This is a genomic window from Lactobacillus sp. ESL0681, from assembly GCF_029392835.1.
Classification (GTDB): Bacteria; Bacillota; Bacilli; order Lactobacillales; family Lactobacillaceae; genus Lactobacillus.
In genome coordinates this window covers 458,147-474,976 of sequence record NZ_CP113943.1, presented here as the reverse complement: position 1 = coordinate 474,976, position 16,830 = coordinate 458,147, and the positions used below count along the sequence as shown (strand labels likewise).

At 36.0% G+C, this 16,830-nt stretch carries 17 protein-coding genes, 1 tRNA gene, 2 CRISPR repeat arrays and 1 other annotated feature; of the genes, 12 read left to right on the top strand and 6 right to left on the bottom strand.

Annotation, left to right across the window (positions count from 1 at the left end; translation table 11 throughout):
- Positions 1–14: 14 nt before the first annotated feature.
- Positions 15–1,301, bottom strand: a complete 1,287-nt coding sequence (gene eno, locus OZX59_RS02410) for a phosphopyruvate hydratase (protein WP_277126550.1) — start codon at positions 1,299–1,301, stop codon at positions 15–17.
- Between the two features lie 239 nt (positions 1,302–1,540).
- Here eno and OZX59_RS02405 point away from each other — a divergent pair, with 239 nt between their 5' ends.
- On the top strand, positions 1,541–2,371 hold the full coding sequence (locus OZX59_RS02405; RefSeq protein ID WP_277126549.1) for a DegV family protein: 831 nt from the start codon (positions 1,541–1,543) through the stop codon (positions 2,369–2,371).
- On the opposite strand, the gene OZX59_RS02400 is transcribed toward OZX59_RS02405, so the two are convergent.
- Positions 2,368–2,949, bottom strand: a complete 582-nt coding sequence (locus tag OZX59_RS02400) for a phosphatase PAP2 family protein (RefSeq protein ID WP_277126548.1) — start codon at positions 2,947–2,949, stop codon at positions 2,368–2,370. The two genes, OZX59_RS02405 and OZX59_RS02400, sit on opposite strands and share 4 nt — an antisense overlap.
- Before the next feature lie 142 nt (positions 2,950–3,091).
- On the opposite strand from OZX59_RS02400, the gene OZX59_RS02395 reads away from it, so the two are divergent.
- From OZX59_RS02395 to OZX59_RS02385, 3 genes are all read left to right on the top strand, one after another.
- Positions 3,092–3,502, top strand: coding sequence for a GNAT family N-acetyltransferase (locus OZX59_RS02395; protein WP_277126547.1), 411 nt, complete (start codon positions 3,092–3,094; stop codon positions 3,500–3,502).
- Positions 3,503–3,734: 232 nt separating this feature from the next.
- Positions 3,735–4,068: a CRISPR direct-repeat array (repeat unit 28 nt; unit sequence GTATTCCCCACGCAAGTGGGGGTGATCC).
- A 226-nt stretch (positions 4,069–4,294) separates the two neighbouring features.
- A tRNA-Ser gene (locus OZX59_RS02390) sits at positions 4,295–4,383 on the top strand.
- Positions 4,384–4,750: 367 nt separating this feature from the next.
- On the top strand, positions 4,751–4,990 hold the full coding sequence (locus tag OZX59_RS02385; protein WP_277126546.1) for an antitoxin HicB: 240 nt from the start codon (positions 4,751–4,753) through the stop codon (positions 4,988–4,990).
- Between the two features lie 37 nt (positions 4,991–5,027).
- On the opposite strand, the gene OZX59_RS02380 is transcribed toward OZX59_RS02385, so the two are convergent.
- Positions 5,028–6,677 carry an IS1182 family transposase gene (locus tag OZX59_RS02380; protein WP_277126545.1) on the bottom strand — a complete coding sequence of 550 codons (1,650 nt, stop codon included), beginning with the start codon at positions 6,675–6,677 and terminating at the stop codon, positions 5,028–5,030.
- A gap of 1,073 nt (positions 6,678–7,750) precedes the next feature.
- On the opposite strand from OZX59_RS02380, the gene OZX59_RS02375 reads away from it, so the two are divergent.
- A complete protein-coding gene (locus OZX59_RS02375; protein ID WP_277126544.1) occupies positions 7,751–8,032 on the top strand; it encodes a hypothetical protein in 282 nt (93 codons plus the stop codon).
- Between the two features lie 184 nt (positions 8,033–8,216).
- Positions 8,217–8,856: a CRISPR direct-repeat array (repeat unit 27 nt; unit sequence TATTCCCCACGTATGTGGGGGTGATCC).
- A 103-nt stretch (positions 8,857–8,959) separates the two neighbouring features.
- Positions 8,960–9,673 (top strand): nicotinamide riboside transporter PnuC, encoded by a 714-nt coding sequence (gene pnuC / locus OZX59_RS02370; protein WP_277126543.1) that lies wholly within the window; start codon positions 8,960–8,962, stop codon positions 9,671–9,673.
- Positions 9,674–9,736: 63 nt separating this feature from the next.
- On the opposite strand, the gene OZX59_RS02365 is transcribed toward pnuC, so the two are convergent.
- Positions 9,737–10,048: a TipAS antibiotic-recognition domain-containing protein gene (locus OZX59_RS02365; RefSeq protein WP_277126542.1), complete on the bottom strand. Its 312-nt coding sequence runs from the start codon at positions 10,046–10,048 to the stop codon at positions 9,737–9,739.
- Between the two features lie 113 nt (positions 10,049–10,161).
- Between OZX59_RS02365 and OZX59_RS02360 the strand changes: the two genes are divergently transcribed.
- From OZX59_RS02360 to OZX59_RS02340, 5 genes are all read left to right on the top strand, one after another.
- Positions 10,162–10,668, top strand: a complete 507-nt coding sequence (locus OZX59_RS02360; protein ID WP_277126541.1) for a dihydrofolate reductase — start codon at positions 10,162–10,164, stop codon at positions 10,666–10,668.
- Between the two features lie 169 nt (positions 10,669–10,837).
- Positions 10,838–11,078 (top strand) — a binding site (T-box leader).
- A gap of 45 nt (positions 11,079–11,123) precedes the next feature.
- Positions 11,124–11,978 (top strand): MetQ/NlpA family ABC transporter substrate-binding protein, encoded by an 855-nt coding sequence (locus OZX59_RS02355; RefSeq protein ID WP_277126540.1) that lies wholly within the window; start codon positions 11,124–11,126, stop codon positions 11,976–11,978.
- Between the two features lie 16 nt (positions 11,979–11,994).
- A complete protein-coding gene (locus tag OZX59_RS02350) occupies positions 11,995–12,849 on the top strand; it encodes a MetQ/NlpA family ABC transporter substrate-binding protein (protein WP_277126539.1) in 855 nt (284 codons plus the stop codon).
- A gap of 16 nt (positions 12,850–12,865) precedes the next feature.
- A complete protein-coding gene (locus OZX59_RS02345; RefSeq protein ID WP_277126538.1) occupies positions 12,866–13,927 on the top strand; it encodes a methionine ABC transporter ATP-binding protein in 1,062 nt (353 codons plus the stop codon).
- Positions 13,920–14,621 (top strand): methionine ABC transporter permease, encoded by a 702-nt coding sequence (locus OZX59_RS02340; RefSeq protein WP_277126537.1) that lies wholly within the window; start codon positions 13,920–13,922, stop codon positions 14,619–14,621. The genes OZX59_RS02345 and OZX59_RS02340 overlap by 8 nt, the downstream gene beginning before the upstream one ends.
- Before the next feature lie 69 nt (positions 14,622–14,690).
- Here the strand turns inward: OZX59_RS02340 and OZX59_RS02335 are convergent, their stop codons facing one another.
- Positions 14,691–14,972 carry an HU family DNA-binding protein gene (locus OZX59_RS02335; protein WP_277126536.1) on the bottom strand — a complete coding sequence of 94 codons (282 nt, stop codon included), beginning with the start codon at positions 14,970–14,972 and terminating at the stop codon, positions 14,691–14,693.
- Positions 14,973–15,141: 169 nt separating this feature from the next.
- Positions 15,142–15,987: a glycosyltransferase family 8 protein gene (locus tag OZX59_RS02330; RefSeq protein ID WP_277126535.1), complete on the bottom strand. Its 846-nt coding sequence runs from the start codon at positions 15,985–15,987 to the stop codon at positions 15,142–15,144.
- A 206-nt stretch (positions 15,988–16,193) separates the two neighbouring features.
- On the opposite strand from OZX59_RS02330, the gene OZX59_RS02325 reads away from it, so the two are divergent.
- Entirely contained in the window at positions 16,194–16,817 is a 624-nt protein-coding gene (locus OZX59_RS02325) for an SLAP domain-containing protein (RefSeq protein WP_277126534.1), read from the top strand.
- Positions 16,818–16,830: the final 13 nt, after the last annotated feature.

The following is a 16,830-nucleotide window of genomic DNA, read 5'->3' as shown; positions in this document are numbered from 1 at the left end:
ACATTTCCTAAAAATTAGTCCTTGTCAACATTGTCTGGGAAGAAGGCAAGACGTTCACCGTCACCAAGGTCTTCTTCGATTTCAAGCAAGCGGTTGTACTTTTCAACACGCTCTGAACGGGCAGGAGCACCAGTCTTAAGTTGACCACCGTTGATTGCTACAGCAAAGTCAGCAATAAATGTGTCACCAGTTTCGCCTGAACGGTGAGAAATCATAGTGTTGTAACCATTCTTACGTGAAAGACGAATAGTTTCCAAAGTTTCAGTTACAGTACCGATTTGGTTCAATTTGATTAATGAAGCATTACCAGCACCTTCCTTGATAGCCTTAGTTAAAAGCTTAGGGTTAGTACAAATAAAGTCATCTAATACAATTTGAATTCTATCCTTGTGAGTTTCAGTAAACTTAATCATACCGTCAACGTCATTTTCATCATATGGGTCTTCGATTGAAATTAATTCAGGGAATTCGGCAAGTAACTTGTCGTAGTAATCTGATAATTCATCATCATTGAAGACTTTACCCTCAAAGTGGTATTTGTGATCTTCCTTGTTGTAGAAGTATGAAGCTGCACAGTCACAAGCAATAGCGATATCTTCACCTGGCTTGTAACCAGCCTTGATAATTGCTTCATGCAAAGCCTTCAAGGCTTCTTCTGAACTCTTCATGTTAGGTGCAAAACCACCTTCGTCGCCAAGGCCGGTTTCGTAACCCATGTCTTCCAAAACTTTCTTCAAAGTATGGTAAGTGTTAACGATCTTTTCAAAGCCATCACGGAATGAAGTCTTCTTAACAGGGGTAATCATGAATTCTTGTACATCGATTCCGTTATCAGCGTGTTCACCACCATTGATAACATTATGGAAAGTTTGTGGCATTTCAAGATCAGTACCACCAAGATATCTGTACAAAGGTTGGTGACTATCTTTAGCAGCTGCGTCAGCAGTAGCCATTGATACGCCCAAGATTGCGTTAGCACCAAGCTTGGCTTTGTTAGGGGTACCATCTAAGTCGATCATTACTTGGTCGATATTAGCTTGGTTGTGTGGATCTAAGCCCTTTAAGGCTTTAGCGATTTGATCGTTAACGTTGTTAACGGCTTTAGCAACACCTTTACCACCAACACGGTTGCCACCATCACGTAATTCAACAGCTTCGTTTTCACCAGTTGAAGCACCTGATGGAACTTCAGCTTTTCCTACGACACCATTTGAAAGGGTAACGAATGCTTCAACGGTTGGATTACCACGTGAATCATAGATTTCCAATGCATGAACATTTTCAATGACTGATTTTAACATCTAAAAACCTCCTAAATAATAAATGTTGTACAAAAACGTTTGTACATACATTAGCGGGGATTACTGCCCCCAGCTCTACAAGATAATTTTAGCTGAAGTTTGTGATTCTGTAAACATTTGAAAACGATTTCTAATATTAAAAAATATTTAATCGCTTTTTTGTTGATTTTGGATTATCATTAACTATACAATTTAAAGTGTGGATAGATTTATGATTTAAATAAGGATGTATTTAACCAATGGAAAAAGTAAAGTTAATTGTAGACTCCAGTGCCAATCTAAGCTCTACAACTAATATCGAAGTTGTACCATTAAAAATTACGATTGCTGGTCATGATTTTATTGATGATGATCAACTTAACATCAGTAAATTAATTACTAGCATGGCACAAAATTCTGAAGCAGGCAAGACGTCGTGTCCAAGTATCAATGAATGGCTTGAAGCACTTGAAGGCAGTGAGCGTGCAATTATCTTAACGATTACCAGCGGACTAAGTGGTAGCTTTTCTTCGGCTTTTCAGGCTAAGGAAATTTATGAAAAAGACCATCCACAAAGTCAAGTGATTGTGATTGATTCGCTTTCAGCTGGTCCTGAAATGACGCTGATTTTGCAAGAAATTCAGCGACTAGTCGCTAGTCCAACACGCTTTGTTGATTTAGAACAAAAAATTGTGCAATATAGGACTCACACACATTTATTGTTTGTATTACAATCACTACATAATTTATCTTTAAATGGTCGAGTAAACCCGGCAGTTGCTAAAATTGCGGGAATGCTCAAGATTGATTTAGTTGGAACTGTAAGTCAAGAAGGGACTCTTGAGCCAATCACTAAAATGCGCGGCATGAAGCGAGCTTTAAAAGAAATTTTAAAGCAGATGGCACAAAGAAATTACCATGGTGGTCAAGTTATTATTGATCATTGCGAAAATGAGGCAGATGCAAATGCTTTAAAGGAGCAAATTTTGACACTATATCCTCAAGCAGATATTAAAATTCGGACAACTTGTGGTTTGTGCACCTTTTATGCAGAAAAGGGTGGCATCATGATTGGTTTTGCAGATAATTAAACAATTGCCAAAAAGATTTGTTGCGAAATAGTAAAACAAAAGATTGCTAAACTAGTTGCTCCGATGATGTCGGACGGATAATGTGCTTTCAATCTAAGGCGTGAGATAACTACCATTAGCCACATTATGGCTAGCATGATCGCAAACCCACTACCGAATTTGTGACCAAACAAACGCCAAGTAATTAGGCTTAGGCTAGTAGTACCTAAGACATGGCCGCTGGGGAAACTGTAGCCATTTTCCAAATGAGAATGACTAATTGGACGTTTACGATGCATCCATTTTTTAAGGAAGATGCCAATAAAGTCGGTGATTCCTAGGGTAAAAATGACCCATAGGGCAGCAAGGTTTCTTTCTTCATTAATTAAGAAGCTGGCTAGTAAGATATCCCAGATGACAATTAGTTTTGGATCATTGATAAAGGCGACTACCTTCCAATTGAAACTATCTAAACTTCCGATAAGTTTGTGGTGTAGCCAATGGTCTAGTAGATTAAAGCGTCGGGAATTTCTAATATTAACAATCAAGACAAATAAAATAGTGGCCGATATTATGGTTAGCCAAATATTTTCATACAAAATCAAATCACTACCTAGAAATAAATATTTAAGTTAATTTTACCAGCATGTAGGCAAATACGGTTATCGCTTAAAGCTGGTCTTGAGCAAAATTTAAGAAATTACTGGGATCAATTAAATGATGGATTGGAAGAAAATAGCAATGAAATTTCAATTTAAGCAAGAAAAACAGTTGACACAGGCTGATTTATTTATGTTATATAACTCAGTTGGGTGGACCTCTTATACTAAGGATTTGGCAAAACTGCAGCGAGCTGTTGCAAATTCACAGGCAGTGATCACGGTTTGGCTGCGAGCCGAATTGGTAGGGTTAATTCGAACAATTGGCGATCAAGAAACCATTTTGTATATTCAAGATTTATTAGTAAAGCCTGAGTATCAACATCAAGGTTTGGGGACAGAGCTAATTCAGCAAGTTCTAAAAAGGAATAGTGGAATTAGACAGGTTGTTTTACTAACTGATAATACGATTAAGACACGCGCGTTTTATGAAAAGCAGGGACTAACAAATATTGATAAACTTGGAATTGTGGCGTTTTATCAGGAATATTAGCTGTATAGTACTTAACCAATAAAAAGAACGGCAGGAGTTTAGCTAGTTTTTGGAAAATATATTTTAGGATAGACCTGCAAGTAGAAACAGTGAATTTTTTAAGGCGCTGAGGTAGAAAAAGAAGCTTGATTTTTCGTTGATTATACGGAATAATGTAGTCGTTGAAATATGAACTCATAAAAAATTAGTGTTTTTCTTTTTAAGAATCTTGTTATAACAAGGATTTTTTACTGTATTCCCCACGCAAGTGGGGGTGATCCCGGATTTAGCTTGAGCTGTTTTTACTTCAATTTGTATTCCCCACGCAAGTGGGGGTGATCCTTACAATTAATTTAAACCAGCAATCCCCGTCGAGTATTCCCCACGCAAGTGGGGGTGATCCCTTTATCCTCGTACACAGTAGTCTCAGGAGGTGGTATTCCCCACGCAAGTGGGGGTGATCCTAGCTTTTTAAGCACAGGTCGATTCATCGTCATGGTATTCCCCACGCAAGTGGGGGTGATCCTATAAAGGTTCTTAAAGGGTTCTTTGACAAAATGTATTCCCCACGCAAGTGGGGGTGATCCTTTCGATTGATACTTGAATCAAAATTTTCTCTCGTATTTCCCACGGATGTGGAGAATTTATTACGAGTAGAACAGACACTATTGATAAAACATGAATGATTTGTTTTCTGTATGTTGGGATTAGACTAAAATAATTTATATAGCAATAATTTTATATAGATAGTTAGATTTTTTATAAAGTTAGCTGGAAAAAAAGATTAAGTTATAGTATAATTTCTTATGTTCTGGAGAGTTGGCAGAGTGGTAATGCACCGGACTCGAAATCCGGCGAACCAAGTTTTCCTTGGCGCGCAGGTTCAAATCCTGTACTCTCCTTAAATATATCCTGATAAATGCTTATGTAGCAGCATTTTATGACTAGACCGCACGCCAAGCTATCAACGTTTTTGATGATATATGGACTAAATTTTGACTAAACAACCCAGCTAAATTAACAGCTGGGTTGATTTTGAAGTAAGTATAAACCTTTCACAATGTGATTATCTAAATTGTGCTTTAATTCGTTTGATAGATGTAAATTTAGACAATACTCAATGTTCTATATGTAATTTTTGATTAAAGGTGGATTATATTGAAAGATAAAAATGTTTTAGCATATCCAATTATTTTGTATCCAGAAGAGCAAGTCGGTTATAGCGTAGAAATTCCAGATATTGGCGGAGGAACCTAGGCTCTTGGTGCCATGCTAGTTAGTGAAACTAGTTATCCTACTCCAGCGCCTATCAAAGAAGTTGATGTATCGGAAAATGAAGTTAAAACAATTGCTTCAGTTGATATGAATAAGTATCGCAAGCTAAACGAAAAAACTATTCGTAAGACTATTTCGATACCAGAGTATCTGGTTGAACTAGGTAAAGAACAACAGATTAACTTTTCAAAGACTTTGACAGAAGCATTAGAAAAGCAGTTATTAGCAAAGTAAAAGAATAAGTGTCTGGGAAAAAACTAACTCTTCAGACTTAAAAACAGACCAAGTTTTCGTAATAGAAAATCTTGATCTGTTTTTTGTTGCTTATTTCCTGTAAAAGAAGTTTTCCGCCACCTCTTCTACTCCAATATTTGCTCAAATTCATCATCATGAACATCAAGCCTACATCGGTTTCGACCTTTTTCTTCCCTCGCAAATGAGTTCTGCGCACACCAAAAACGTTCTTCATATGTCCAAAGACTGGCTCTACGTCCGTTTTTCTACAGCCATAGATCCGTCTGCCTTCGCTACTTTGAAGAGTTTGTTTAGCTTTTGCCTTTAAATATTGCCAATTGGGGTTGTATTGCACCTGCCTTTGGCGTCCGCTCTTAGTTTTGGCTAGCTCAGTCAATTCAGCGGTTAATTGAAACTCATCTGCTTCATATATTTTTAGATCAGAGATTAACCCCGTACTCTTATTCCTTCGCTTACCATAACGTTTGAAATTGAACTGCACACCTTGCCAGTCAAGATAATAATCTGCTTGTTCGTTATAGGTCCAATTAGCTAGCTTAGTGGGATCTTTCTTGTACTTTCTAGTCTGCTCCTTATCGTAAAGGCTGTAAGGAATAAAATATTGTTTATCTTCATACTCATTTTCAAGCATAGAATAATTATATTCGCTGCCATAGCCGGCATCGGCAACGATGTTCTGGAACTTGTCTAAATTTGTCATTTGCTTTAAGAAAGGTTCTAAAGTCTTGAAGTCTGTTGGATTAGGGTAAAGTGCATAATCTACTACATATTGGTTGGTAGTTGCCACTTGAATATTATATCCGGGTTTAAGCTGACCATTCCTCATATGATCTTCTTTCATATGCATAAAAGTGGCATCATGATCGGTCTTTGAGTAGCTATTACGCTCACCAAAAGTTGCTTGCGCCTGTTCATACTTTTCTGCTCTGGGGATAAAATCCTTACGCAACTTATGCAAGACTTTTTTAAGGCCTCGCCTTTGACGTTTTTTAGTTGAACCTCCAGGAATTACTTTCGGCTCAGCCGCGATTGCTTCATCTAGTTGCTTGATGGCAGTTTCTGTTTGTTCTGCCATGATTGCCAGACCCTGACTAGTTTGTGCTTCTTCTTCAGTAATCGCTTGGATTACTTCTTTTTGAATCAATTCGTCATAAAGCTCAACTGCATTAGCCTTTAACTTAGTATGAAACTTTTCGACAGCTCTTTTCCAAACGAAAGTATACTTGTTAGCATCAGCTTCAATTTTGGTCCCATCAATAAAGATGGCATCTTCTCTAAGCAACCCTTCTGCTTGCAAAAGATTAGTAAAATAGACAAAAGCTTGTTTAATCAGCTGATTGGTATGGCTACTAGCTCTAAAGTTATTGATCGTATGATATGAAATATGTTTACCACTAGCTATGACCATCATCGGGAGGTTTTCTGTGAGCATCCGCTCAATTTTTCTACCAGAGAAAACGCGTCTAGAGTAGGCAAAGAGTAGTATTTTGAGCATCATTGCTGGGTGATAGGCAGGTCGACCAGTATTTGAATTGTCTTCCAGCAGCACATCGGCAGGAATCGAGTCGACAAAATCACTGATAACCTGAGCAAGATGATTTTTAGGAATAGAAAAGTCAAAGTTGAGTGTTAAAGCAGTTTGACCTGTGATATAATTTTGATACATGAAAAGCCCACCTTTTTTGTTTTTTGTAGTAATTTAATAATAACAAGGTTAGGCTAGAATGTATATGAAAAATCCGCTAGAACGCAAAGGTTCTAACGGATTTTTTGCTTTTAAGGGTCTAGTTTTTTCCCAGACACTTTTTGATTTAGGTAGATTTTTGGTTGAGAAAAGCTAGAGATTTAGTAGAGAACAGGTGGAGGTATATTATGGTATTGTCGAAAGATTGGGAAACTCTCAATTAATCGACACATCGTTCAACAGATCAATTTTGCCGCCACTATTAGTATATTTGCTTCCTGGGTAGTGGCTAAGATTTGGCCTAATATTTTTGCAATATAAGAATAGTATTTTTACACCAAATCTGGGATATTATTGCTTATTAATCACAAAAATCAAATTATTTTTCATTTAAATTTCGAATATACATGATTAAACATGTATGATATATTTATTGATTGAGAGACCAGCAATCTACAAACGGGGAGGAGAAACCTCATGACTCGCCGAGAGTACCGCAAGGCAAAAAAGCTCACCCTTGCGGGAATCGCAAGTCTATTGCTTCATTTGTTCGGTTTGTAGTAATAGACAAAGGGATAAGCTGAGTCTTGTCCTTTTGTCATAAGTATAGCAGATTTATGAGAGGTTTCAAAATGAAAAAATTGAATAATATTTTGACTATCGTAAATTTTATTCTAAATTTGATAATAATTGTTTTAGCTGTTTTAGTTATAGGGAAGGATTTTTGGGGGTGGTTTTAAGCAAGGCACGTCAAAAAGCAGATGCAAAATATAAGAAAACACATCCTAAAGTAGCAAAAACAGTATCGTATAGGTCAACAACTAAAAGCTTTATTAAAATTATTCCAATGTTGCTGACTTAGATAATTTAGAAGAATTAATTGCTACAAGACGAAAAGAATTAGAAAAATAGTATTATAAAAATGCACATATCAAAAGAGCGCAAATTATTTTAAACACATCAAAGTAATAGTTTCATGCACTTGTGAGAATTCCTGAGGGGCTTTGAAAAAGCAGCTTTGTTTGATATATTCTTAAAACAGGAGAGGTATTAAAATGTCGTATAAATATTTTGGCACACTATTACATAACGTTGAAGATAAAGTTTGGGAAGTAAAATTTGATGACTTTCCTGAAGCAATGACTTTTGGTGAAACTCCTGTTGAGGCATACAAATATGGCAAAGATGTACTAATATTGGCTTTAGATGGTAGAAAAAACTTTCCTAAGCCAACTGAATTCAAAAAGCATATTGATTTTAACAGTTCAGAATACGATGAAGCTTTTCAGTTGCCATTTGAAGTAACCAAGGCTGAAATTGAAAGTATAGTCAAGTAAAAATGAAATTTGTTAAAGGATGTTAAAGTAGCTAAAAAGAATTGTATATTATATTTAAAAATAAAAGCTTGTTTAACTTGCTTAAATAGATAATATCTTGCAAAATATAAGCAGTGAAGTATAAACTAATGAATTTTGTGTATCTCTTTGATTAGCAATGTTGATATGACGGTAATCTTTTACTGTATTCCCCACGTATGTGGGGGTGATCCTATATTATATTTTAGATAAAGCCTTAAAGGTGTGTATTCCCCACGTATGTGGGGGTGATCCTACAAGCGATGATAAGGACTTAGCAAACCTTAAGTATTCCCCACGTATGTGGGGGTGATCCTTGTAAACACTATTTATAATGGTGCGCCTTATTGTATTCCCCACGTATGTGGGGGTGATCCCTTGCTATCTCCATAAGTAGATGTAGCAAAAGAGTATTCCCCACGTATGTGGGGGTGATCCTTTGATTGATGATAGCGCACTGTTAAAGGACTATGTATTCCCCACGTATGTGGGGGTGATCCTAAATCTTATAAAAAATATATTGAAGCAATTAAGTATTCCCCACGTATGTGGGGGTGATCCCGTGATCCCTTGGGCGTTTGAAAGCACGCCGTTGTTATTCCCCACGTATGTGGGGGTGATCCCGTGATCCCTTGGGCGTTTGAAAGCACGCCGTTGTTATTCCCCACGTATGTGGGGGTGATCCTGTAATATCAGTATCTGTCTTTTGGTATCTGGTGTATTCCCCACGTATGTGGGGTGATCCAATAAGGGTAAAAAAGCGGTTGGCGAGGATTCTGTATTCCCCACGGATATGAGGCTAATTTATTCTTTCCAAAAATAATTTATTAGAAGCAATTTAAATTAACTAAAACAAATGGTATCATAGTGAATGGTTTTTAAATCGTTAACATAGATAGGGGAGAATAAATGAAAATACAACCAAATACTGATGTTTTCAAGCCTGCATGGTATGTTCACCAAATGCGAGGCTGGAGCTTCAAAACATATATATTGTTAATGTTTGGTATCGGCGTAATTGTGGGGACAACAATTTCCGCACCAATTACGTTAATGACTTTTGTAACGATGCTAGCTGCAGTGCTGGGCTTCACTTGTACTCTGGCTATCACGAATGCTAAGCCGTTAAATGGTGTACTTGGATTATTGTCAGCATTGATATATATTGTGGTGGCCATTAATGCTAGAAATTATGCGGATGTGGTTTTACAAACGTCATATATCTTTTTGCTAGATTTGCCGGTATTATTGATGCCAGCTTGGTCAAAGGATGCAGAAAGTCATATCCATGGTTTAACTGCTCCTAAATGGCTGTTAACTATGGCATTTTTTATTGTAGTTACGGGATTGCTTTACTTGATGGATACGAAAGTATTTATTAGTCCGCGTCCATGGATCGATGCAATTTCTGGTTCTATTGGTATTACGGGTTCATTACTATGTACTTTGCGGTTTCGTGAACAATATTATTTCTGGACAATTCAAGGGGTTATGTCGATTATTTTATGGGGCATAACTGCAATGCAAGGTGACGCTAATTTAACTTTATTCTTTACTTATATCTTATATTTAAGTAATGATTTATTAGCGTTTACTGATAAGCATACTCATTGGTTCCATTAATAATTTAGCTGTAAACAAAAAAGATGAGGTTCCTCAACAATTAAGAGAAGTACCCCATCTTTTTTATTTTGCTAAATGATCTTTAACTACTTTAATTAGTATTTTAGTTGCGCCTTTACCAGCTTTATCATCATAATATGATTGGTATCGTTCATCAGTTTCATAACCATTAATTATCCCTAAATGAATCTTTTCTGAATAATTGGGCATGATCACTTTTAACCAATCCTGATGATTTTGGAAAATTGCATTACTTAGTTTAGAAATCTTACTTGGATCTTTAACTGCAGCTTGTAAATTTCGAATTAGATTAGCTTCAGTTTGCTTGAGTTTATTATAATTTTGTTCTTCTGCATCGGTTTGTGCTTGCGTCATTACTATTTACTCCTTAATATTTAATTGAATTAACTATAGCACATTTAGGGCAATTGCTCATAATGTATAACAGTAAAATTTATTTGTAATAACTAATTTGGAGGGAAAACACAATGCTTACTTTTATTTGGGCTGAAGACGAACGTCACCAAATTGGCTTAAATGGTCATTTGCCTTGGAATTTACCTGGAGATCTCCATCATTTTAAGGAATTGACTAATGGACATCCAATTATTATGGGGAGGAAAACCTTTAATGGGTTGCCACAAATTTTATCTGGACGACCACATCTGGTTTTAACAAGAAATCATGACTTATCCAGGCAATATGCTGACTATCCACAAGCTGAGTTTGTTTTCTCCATTTCCGATTTGCAAAATTGGGTATCTGCTCATAGACATGAAAATATTTATGTTATTGGTGGCAATTCAGTTTTTCAAGCGTTAAAGAATCAAGTTGATTGTCTTGAGCAGACCAAGATAAAGGCAACCTTTGAAGCCGATACAATGATGACTTCTATCGATTATCGAAATTTTACTTTAGTGAAGAAAATATCAAATCAAGCAGATGACTATAATCACTTTTCGTATGATTTTTTAACTTTTTTACGAAAAAAGTAATTATAACGTTTAAATGATAATAGAAATGTTAGCAGTATTTTTGACTATTACTTTGATATAATTATTTGAATCACTTTAGCAGGTTGGCTAGAGTGATTTTTTGTTATTTGCAAAATTAACTGTTGACATACGGTATTGAGCGTGATAAATTAGTCTACAATTAAATAATTAATATATCTTGAAAAGCAGAGTAACCATTATTTTCTTCGATAAAGAGAGCTAACATGTAGGTGAGAGTTAGCAGAAGGGAACTGGTGAACATGGGCTTGAAATGATAACTGTTAGTGATATTCAGCTAGCGGCGGAGTTGTATCCGTTATAATTACAAGCTATTGATTGATAGCTAGTGAGGCTTATTACGTGAGTAATAAGCAAATTTAAAGGTGGTAACGCGAGCACTCGTCCTTGTATTAGGATGAGTGCTTTTTTTGTTGGAAATTTTTGGAGGTAGAGTTATGAGTAAGAAAAAACAAAAGAAGTTTTTAATTTGGGGAATCATTGCAATTGTTGTAGTTGCAGCTGCTTGGTTTGGACTGGGCCCAGGCATTAACAAGACTAAGCCCCAGACTAGAACAGTAACAGTTGGAGTAGTTAGTCAAACCAAGCACAAGCAGGCGATTTGGGATGAAGCCGCAAAAGTGGCTAAGAAAAAATACGGTTTAACCATCAAAATTAAGAATTTTACTGATTATAATCAACCAAATAAAGCGTTAAAAAATGGTGACCTAGATTTAAATGCTTTTCAACATTATGCATTTTTAAAAGCCTGGAATAAGGCTAATAAGGGCGGAGTAGTTGCGATTGGTCGGACTATGATTGCTCCAATTAGGCTATATTCAAAGAAATATCACAAATTAAGTGAGTTGCCTAAGGGGGCGACGATTGCGGTTCCCAATGATGCTTCTAATGAGTCGCGAGCTTTGCTGGTATTAAAGAACGCTGGTTTGATTACCTTACGCAAGGGCAAGACTTTAGTGACAGCTGCCGATGTTGTTAAAAATCCACGAAACATTAAGATTAAAGAGATTAGTGGTGACCAATGCGGACGTGTAATTGATTCAGTCGATGCGGCAGTGGTTAATAATGATTTTGCCACACCTGCCGGTTTGGGAGATAAAGAAACTATTTATGTTGAACCGATGAACAAAGAATCATTGCAGTGGGTTAATATCATTTGTGCTCGCAAAGCTGATGCCAAGAACAAAGACTATCAACATGTAGTCGATGCTTATCAAACTGCTACGACTAAAAAACTGATCAAGAAATATTATGGTAATAAGGAATTGGCTGCATGGGATATTAAATTTTAAAATGAGGTAACAGGCGATGACTAAAAAACTGCGTAGAAACATTATTATCATTATTGCTTTACTTGTTGTAATTGTTGCAGCTTGGTTTAGCTTAGGTCCGGGACTTAACAAGGCCAAGCCGAAAACTCATACAGTGACAGTTGGTTTAGTTTCTGAAGATAAAGGTAGTGAGGCAATTTGGAAAGAAGTTGCCAGTAAAGCTAAGCGAGATAATAATATTGTTGTTAAGGTGAAAAATTTCACTGATTATAATCAGCCTAATAAAGCCTTAAAAAGTGGCGATATTGATCTTAATTCTTTTCAACATTTAGCATTTTTAAAGTCATGGAATAAGGCTAATCACGGTGGAATTGTTCCGATTGGCCGTACCGAGGTCAAGCCGATTAGCCTCTATTCTAAGAAGTATAAAAAATTAAGTCAGCTGCCTAAAGGTGCTACAATTGCCATTCCCAATGATGCGACTAATGGATCGCGTTCATTAATTGTTCTGAAAAATGCTGGTCTAATTAGGTTAGGCAAAGATAAGGATTTGGTAACAGTAGCAGATATCACTGAGAATCCGCATAATTTTAAAATTAAAGAAGTTAGCGCAGAGCAGTGTGGTCGGATGATTGATTCAGTTGATGCGGCAGTAGTTAACAGTAATTTTGCTAGACCTGCCGGATTAGGTGATAAAGAGAAAATATTTACTGAGCCATTTAATAAGGATACTCGGCAATGGATCAATGTAATCTGTGCTCGTAAAGCTGATGCTAAGAACAAAGATTATCAGGCAGTGGTTAAGGCTTACCAAACTGCAAAAACTAAACAGCTAGATAAAAAATATTACGGTAACGATCAAATTCCGGTTTGGGATGTCAAATTTAAGTAGAAAGAACATGATAATAATGAGTATTATTGAGTTAAACCAGGTTAATGTTAATTTTCCTGACAAAAAAGGTCGACTAGTGCAAGCTGTACGCAATGTTAGTCTAAATGTTGAAAAAGGCGATATTTATGGAGTAGTTGGCTTCTCTGGTGCAGGTAAATCAACACTGGTGCGTACTATTAATTTATTGCAAAAACCAACTGCTGGTGATATTTCAGTTAATGGAACTGAGTTTGTTAAAGCAGGTAAGCAGGTGATTTCTAATAAAAAGCTGCAACTAGCGCGACGTAAAATTGGCATGATCTTTCAGAACTTTAATTTGTTAAATGAAATTTCAGTAGTCGAAAATGTGGCCTTTGCCCTTAAGCATTCTGGCTTAAAGGATCAGGAAATTGAAGACAAGTCTCTCAAGTTGCTTGAATTAGTAGACTTAAAGGACAAAGCTGATTTTTATCCAGTGCAATTATCCGGAGGGCAGCAGCAACGAGTTGCAATTGCGCGGGCACTTGCCAATGATCCCGATATTCTAATTTCAGATGAAGCTACTAGTGCACTTGATCCGCAAAATACTCAGCAAATTTTGGCTTTACTGAAAAAATTGCAGCGGGAGCTAAATTTAACGATTGTCTTAATTACACACGAAATGGAAGCCGTTAAAAAGATTTGTAATAAGGTAGCTGTCATGGAGCAGGGTCAAATCATTGAACAGGGTAGCTTACGCGAAATTGTTCTGCATCCGAAAAAAGAACTGACCAAGAGTTTCGTTGGTGGGTCGCTTGATGTGATTAATACACTTAATTCATTGCATTTAGAGAAGTTAAATGCAGACGAAGCAATTTATCAACTGGTATATAGTGTAGCAAATGTAACCAAGTCAATTATTATTGATCTATATCGTGAAATTGGGGTTGAAGTCAGTATGCTTTACGGTAACGTAGAATCATTAGCTGATGAACCTATTGGTACTTTGTTAGTATTAGTCAAAGGAAATGCGACCCAACAAAAGCAGACACAGGATTTTTTACATAAAGAACAGGTAGCAGTTACACGTTTAGATGAAAAGGGGAATTCATATGATTAGTTGGTTTAGTAAAGTTTTTCCAAATGTGGTGCAATTAGGCTGGGGTGGTGATGCCGGTTGGGGTACGAGTATAATGCAGACATTATTTATGACTTTTTGGGCTGCAATTTTTGGTGGAATTTTGGGGATTATTTTTGGTCTAATTTTGGTTTTAACTAAAGATGATGGTATTAGACCTAACAAATTTTGGTTTAATCTTTGTGATAAGTTAGTTTCAGTCTTTCGCGCCATTCCGTTTATTATCTTATTGGCTTTCATTGCCCCAGTTACTCAAAAAATTGTTGGCACTCAAATTGGGATGAAAGCTGCACTAGTACCACTGACTTTGGGAACCTTTCCATTTTATGCTAGGCAAGTTCAGGTCGCACTTGAAAGTGTCGATCAAGGAAAAATTGAGGCGGCGCAAAGTATAGGTGCTACTATTTGGGATTTGATTTTTAGTGTTTATCTTAATGAAGCACGTTCTGAACTATGCAGAGTGTCAACCGTGACAATTATTAGTCTAATTGGCCTAACGGCCATGGCAGGCGCTATCGGTGCAGGTGGTCTGGGTAACAGTGCTATTTCATATGGCTATAATCGTTTTAACAATGATGTTACGTTAGTCGCCACTGTCTTGGTAATTATTTTGATTTTTATTGTTCAGATTATTGGTGATTTCTTTGCTAAAAAATTAAATCATCAAAGTCGTTAATCATATTTTGAACTAAAAAAGAACCAACAAGTAAATTGCTTGTTGGTCCTTTTTTAGATGATTGAAAAGCTATTTAATAGCATCTTTCAAAACTTTACCAGGTTTAAAGGCAGGTACATGAGTTGCAGGAATTGTCAAAGTTTCACCAGTCTGAGGATTGCGACCCTTTCTTTGCGCACGTTGACGAACCTCAAAAGAACCGAAACCAATAACTTGAACTTTTTCACCTTTAGCTAGATCAGCTTGAATTGAACTAGTTACAATATCAATAACCTCTTCTGCTTCGCTAGCTTTGAGGTCACTCTTTGCCGCAACTTCCTTGGCAAGTTCAGATTTATTAATTGAAGCCATATATATCTTCTCTCTTCTTTAAAAACTTAAAGTAATTGGCATAATTTGTAAACTAAACTACTCATGTTTAATCTAACTCGTTGTGCCGCTTACCATTACCGACTTTAATTATTTTAGCACAGAACAGCTGAGCTTCAATAGAAAAAGTCATAATGCAGCAATAATTTATTTATTCTATTAGCTTACTTGCCATTTGTTGATAGTTTAGATACAGGGTCTTAAATTTCGAATGGTTTTCCTTTTGCCAGGGTTTAGGCTTACCGCAAAAATGCAAGATGGCGGTATTTTTCATAATCCATTCAAGATTAATCTCTCCAGTACTTCTAGTGAAGTATATGTGATAAGCACGAGCATCATAGTTCCAGTGGGTTTCTGGAATTTTCATAATATGATCACCGTAAAGATAATTAAGAATATCTTGATCCGGTAAAATCAAAGTTTCGTGGTGTTCATTAATTGCATCAGTGATGTCTTTAAGGTTAACTTTTTGACGCATCTGGTCTAAATCCATCAACATAATCCCAGAATTAAAATATCCGTTGTTGGTTCCAAGGCGAAGATTATTGATTGAACTCATGATATCGGTTAGGCCCTCATGCACTGCTGCTGCAAACATTTTATTTTGTAGATCCAATTGCCAAAGTGGCTCGATTGAGTTAATTACTAAGATATCTGGATCGAGGTAAATTATTCGGTGCAAATTTTTGGGTAAAATTTTACCAGATAGCAATCTAAAGTACATTTCCTGAGGATAGTCGTGTAAGTTAAGTAAGGAATCTGGAAAGTCAAAATCGGCGTTCATGGCTAGAGCCTCAATTTTGATTTCAATTTTAGTAGCAAAGTTTTCCAATGACTTAAGCATAGTTGTTTCGATTTTGTCGTAAATTACCCAGACCCGTAATTTTGCTTGTAAATTGTTGAGTCTTAGAGAATACAGCATCACTTCTAATGGCTTAATATAATTTTGGTCAATGGTAACTAATATGTCAATTGGACGATTGCTTTGCTCTTCCATGTTAATCTTTCTATGTTTAAACAGCGTAATTATTATTTCTTCACTTAATTATCGCATAATAATTTCACATATTGGTATAAAAACGATTGCAAATAGTGCAATAAAATTTAAAATAGGTTACAATTCTGTTAACCAACGAAATTATTAAGTCAAAGTAGTATAATATAACATACATTATATTTAAATCTTATTAAGAGGTGTCATTAATGAACAAAAAATTTTTGCTTGGATTAATTGGTGTATTCTCGCTTTCTGCAAGTTTAAATTTACCATTACAAGTAAGCGCAGCTGATGAATCAGCTGATACGACCAGTCAGACAACAGCTGATAATAATGCAGCAGTGACTTCACCAATTACTGATGAAAATAAACCTGCAAGTAGCGATAATACTAACGCTAATTCATCGTCAAATAGTGCGATTGAATATCTTAATCGAAATGTAAAGTTAAAGCAAAATTCTTATATTTATAATAAAAAGGGTAAGAAGACTAATAAAAAAGCCTTAAAGAAAAATACCATTGTAACAGTTACTGGCTATACTAATGTTAAGGGTAAAGAATTTCTACAAATAAACAATAAGAAGAATCAATTTATTAAGGCTAATAATGTAAAGACATTTAAAGCAGCTGGATACAAGGTTAAGAAGAAATCTTATGTCTACAACAGTAAGGGTGTACAACAAAAGGGACTCTATGTTGCCAAAGGTAAATTTGTACCAGTAATCAAAGTAAAAACAATTAAAGGCAAAAAGTATGTTGGAATTACTGAAACTCAATATATTAAGTGGGCAAATTTGAATCACAAGAGTGGTAAAGTTATCAGTCAGTAGTAAAGGAGCGTCG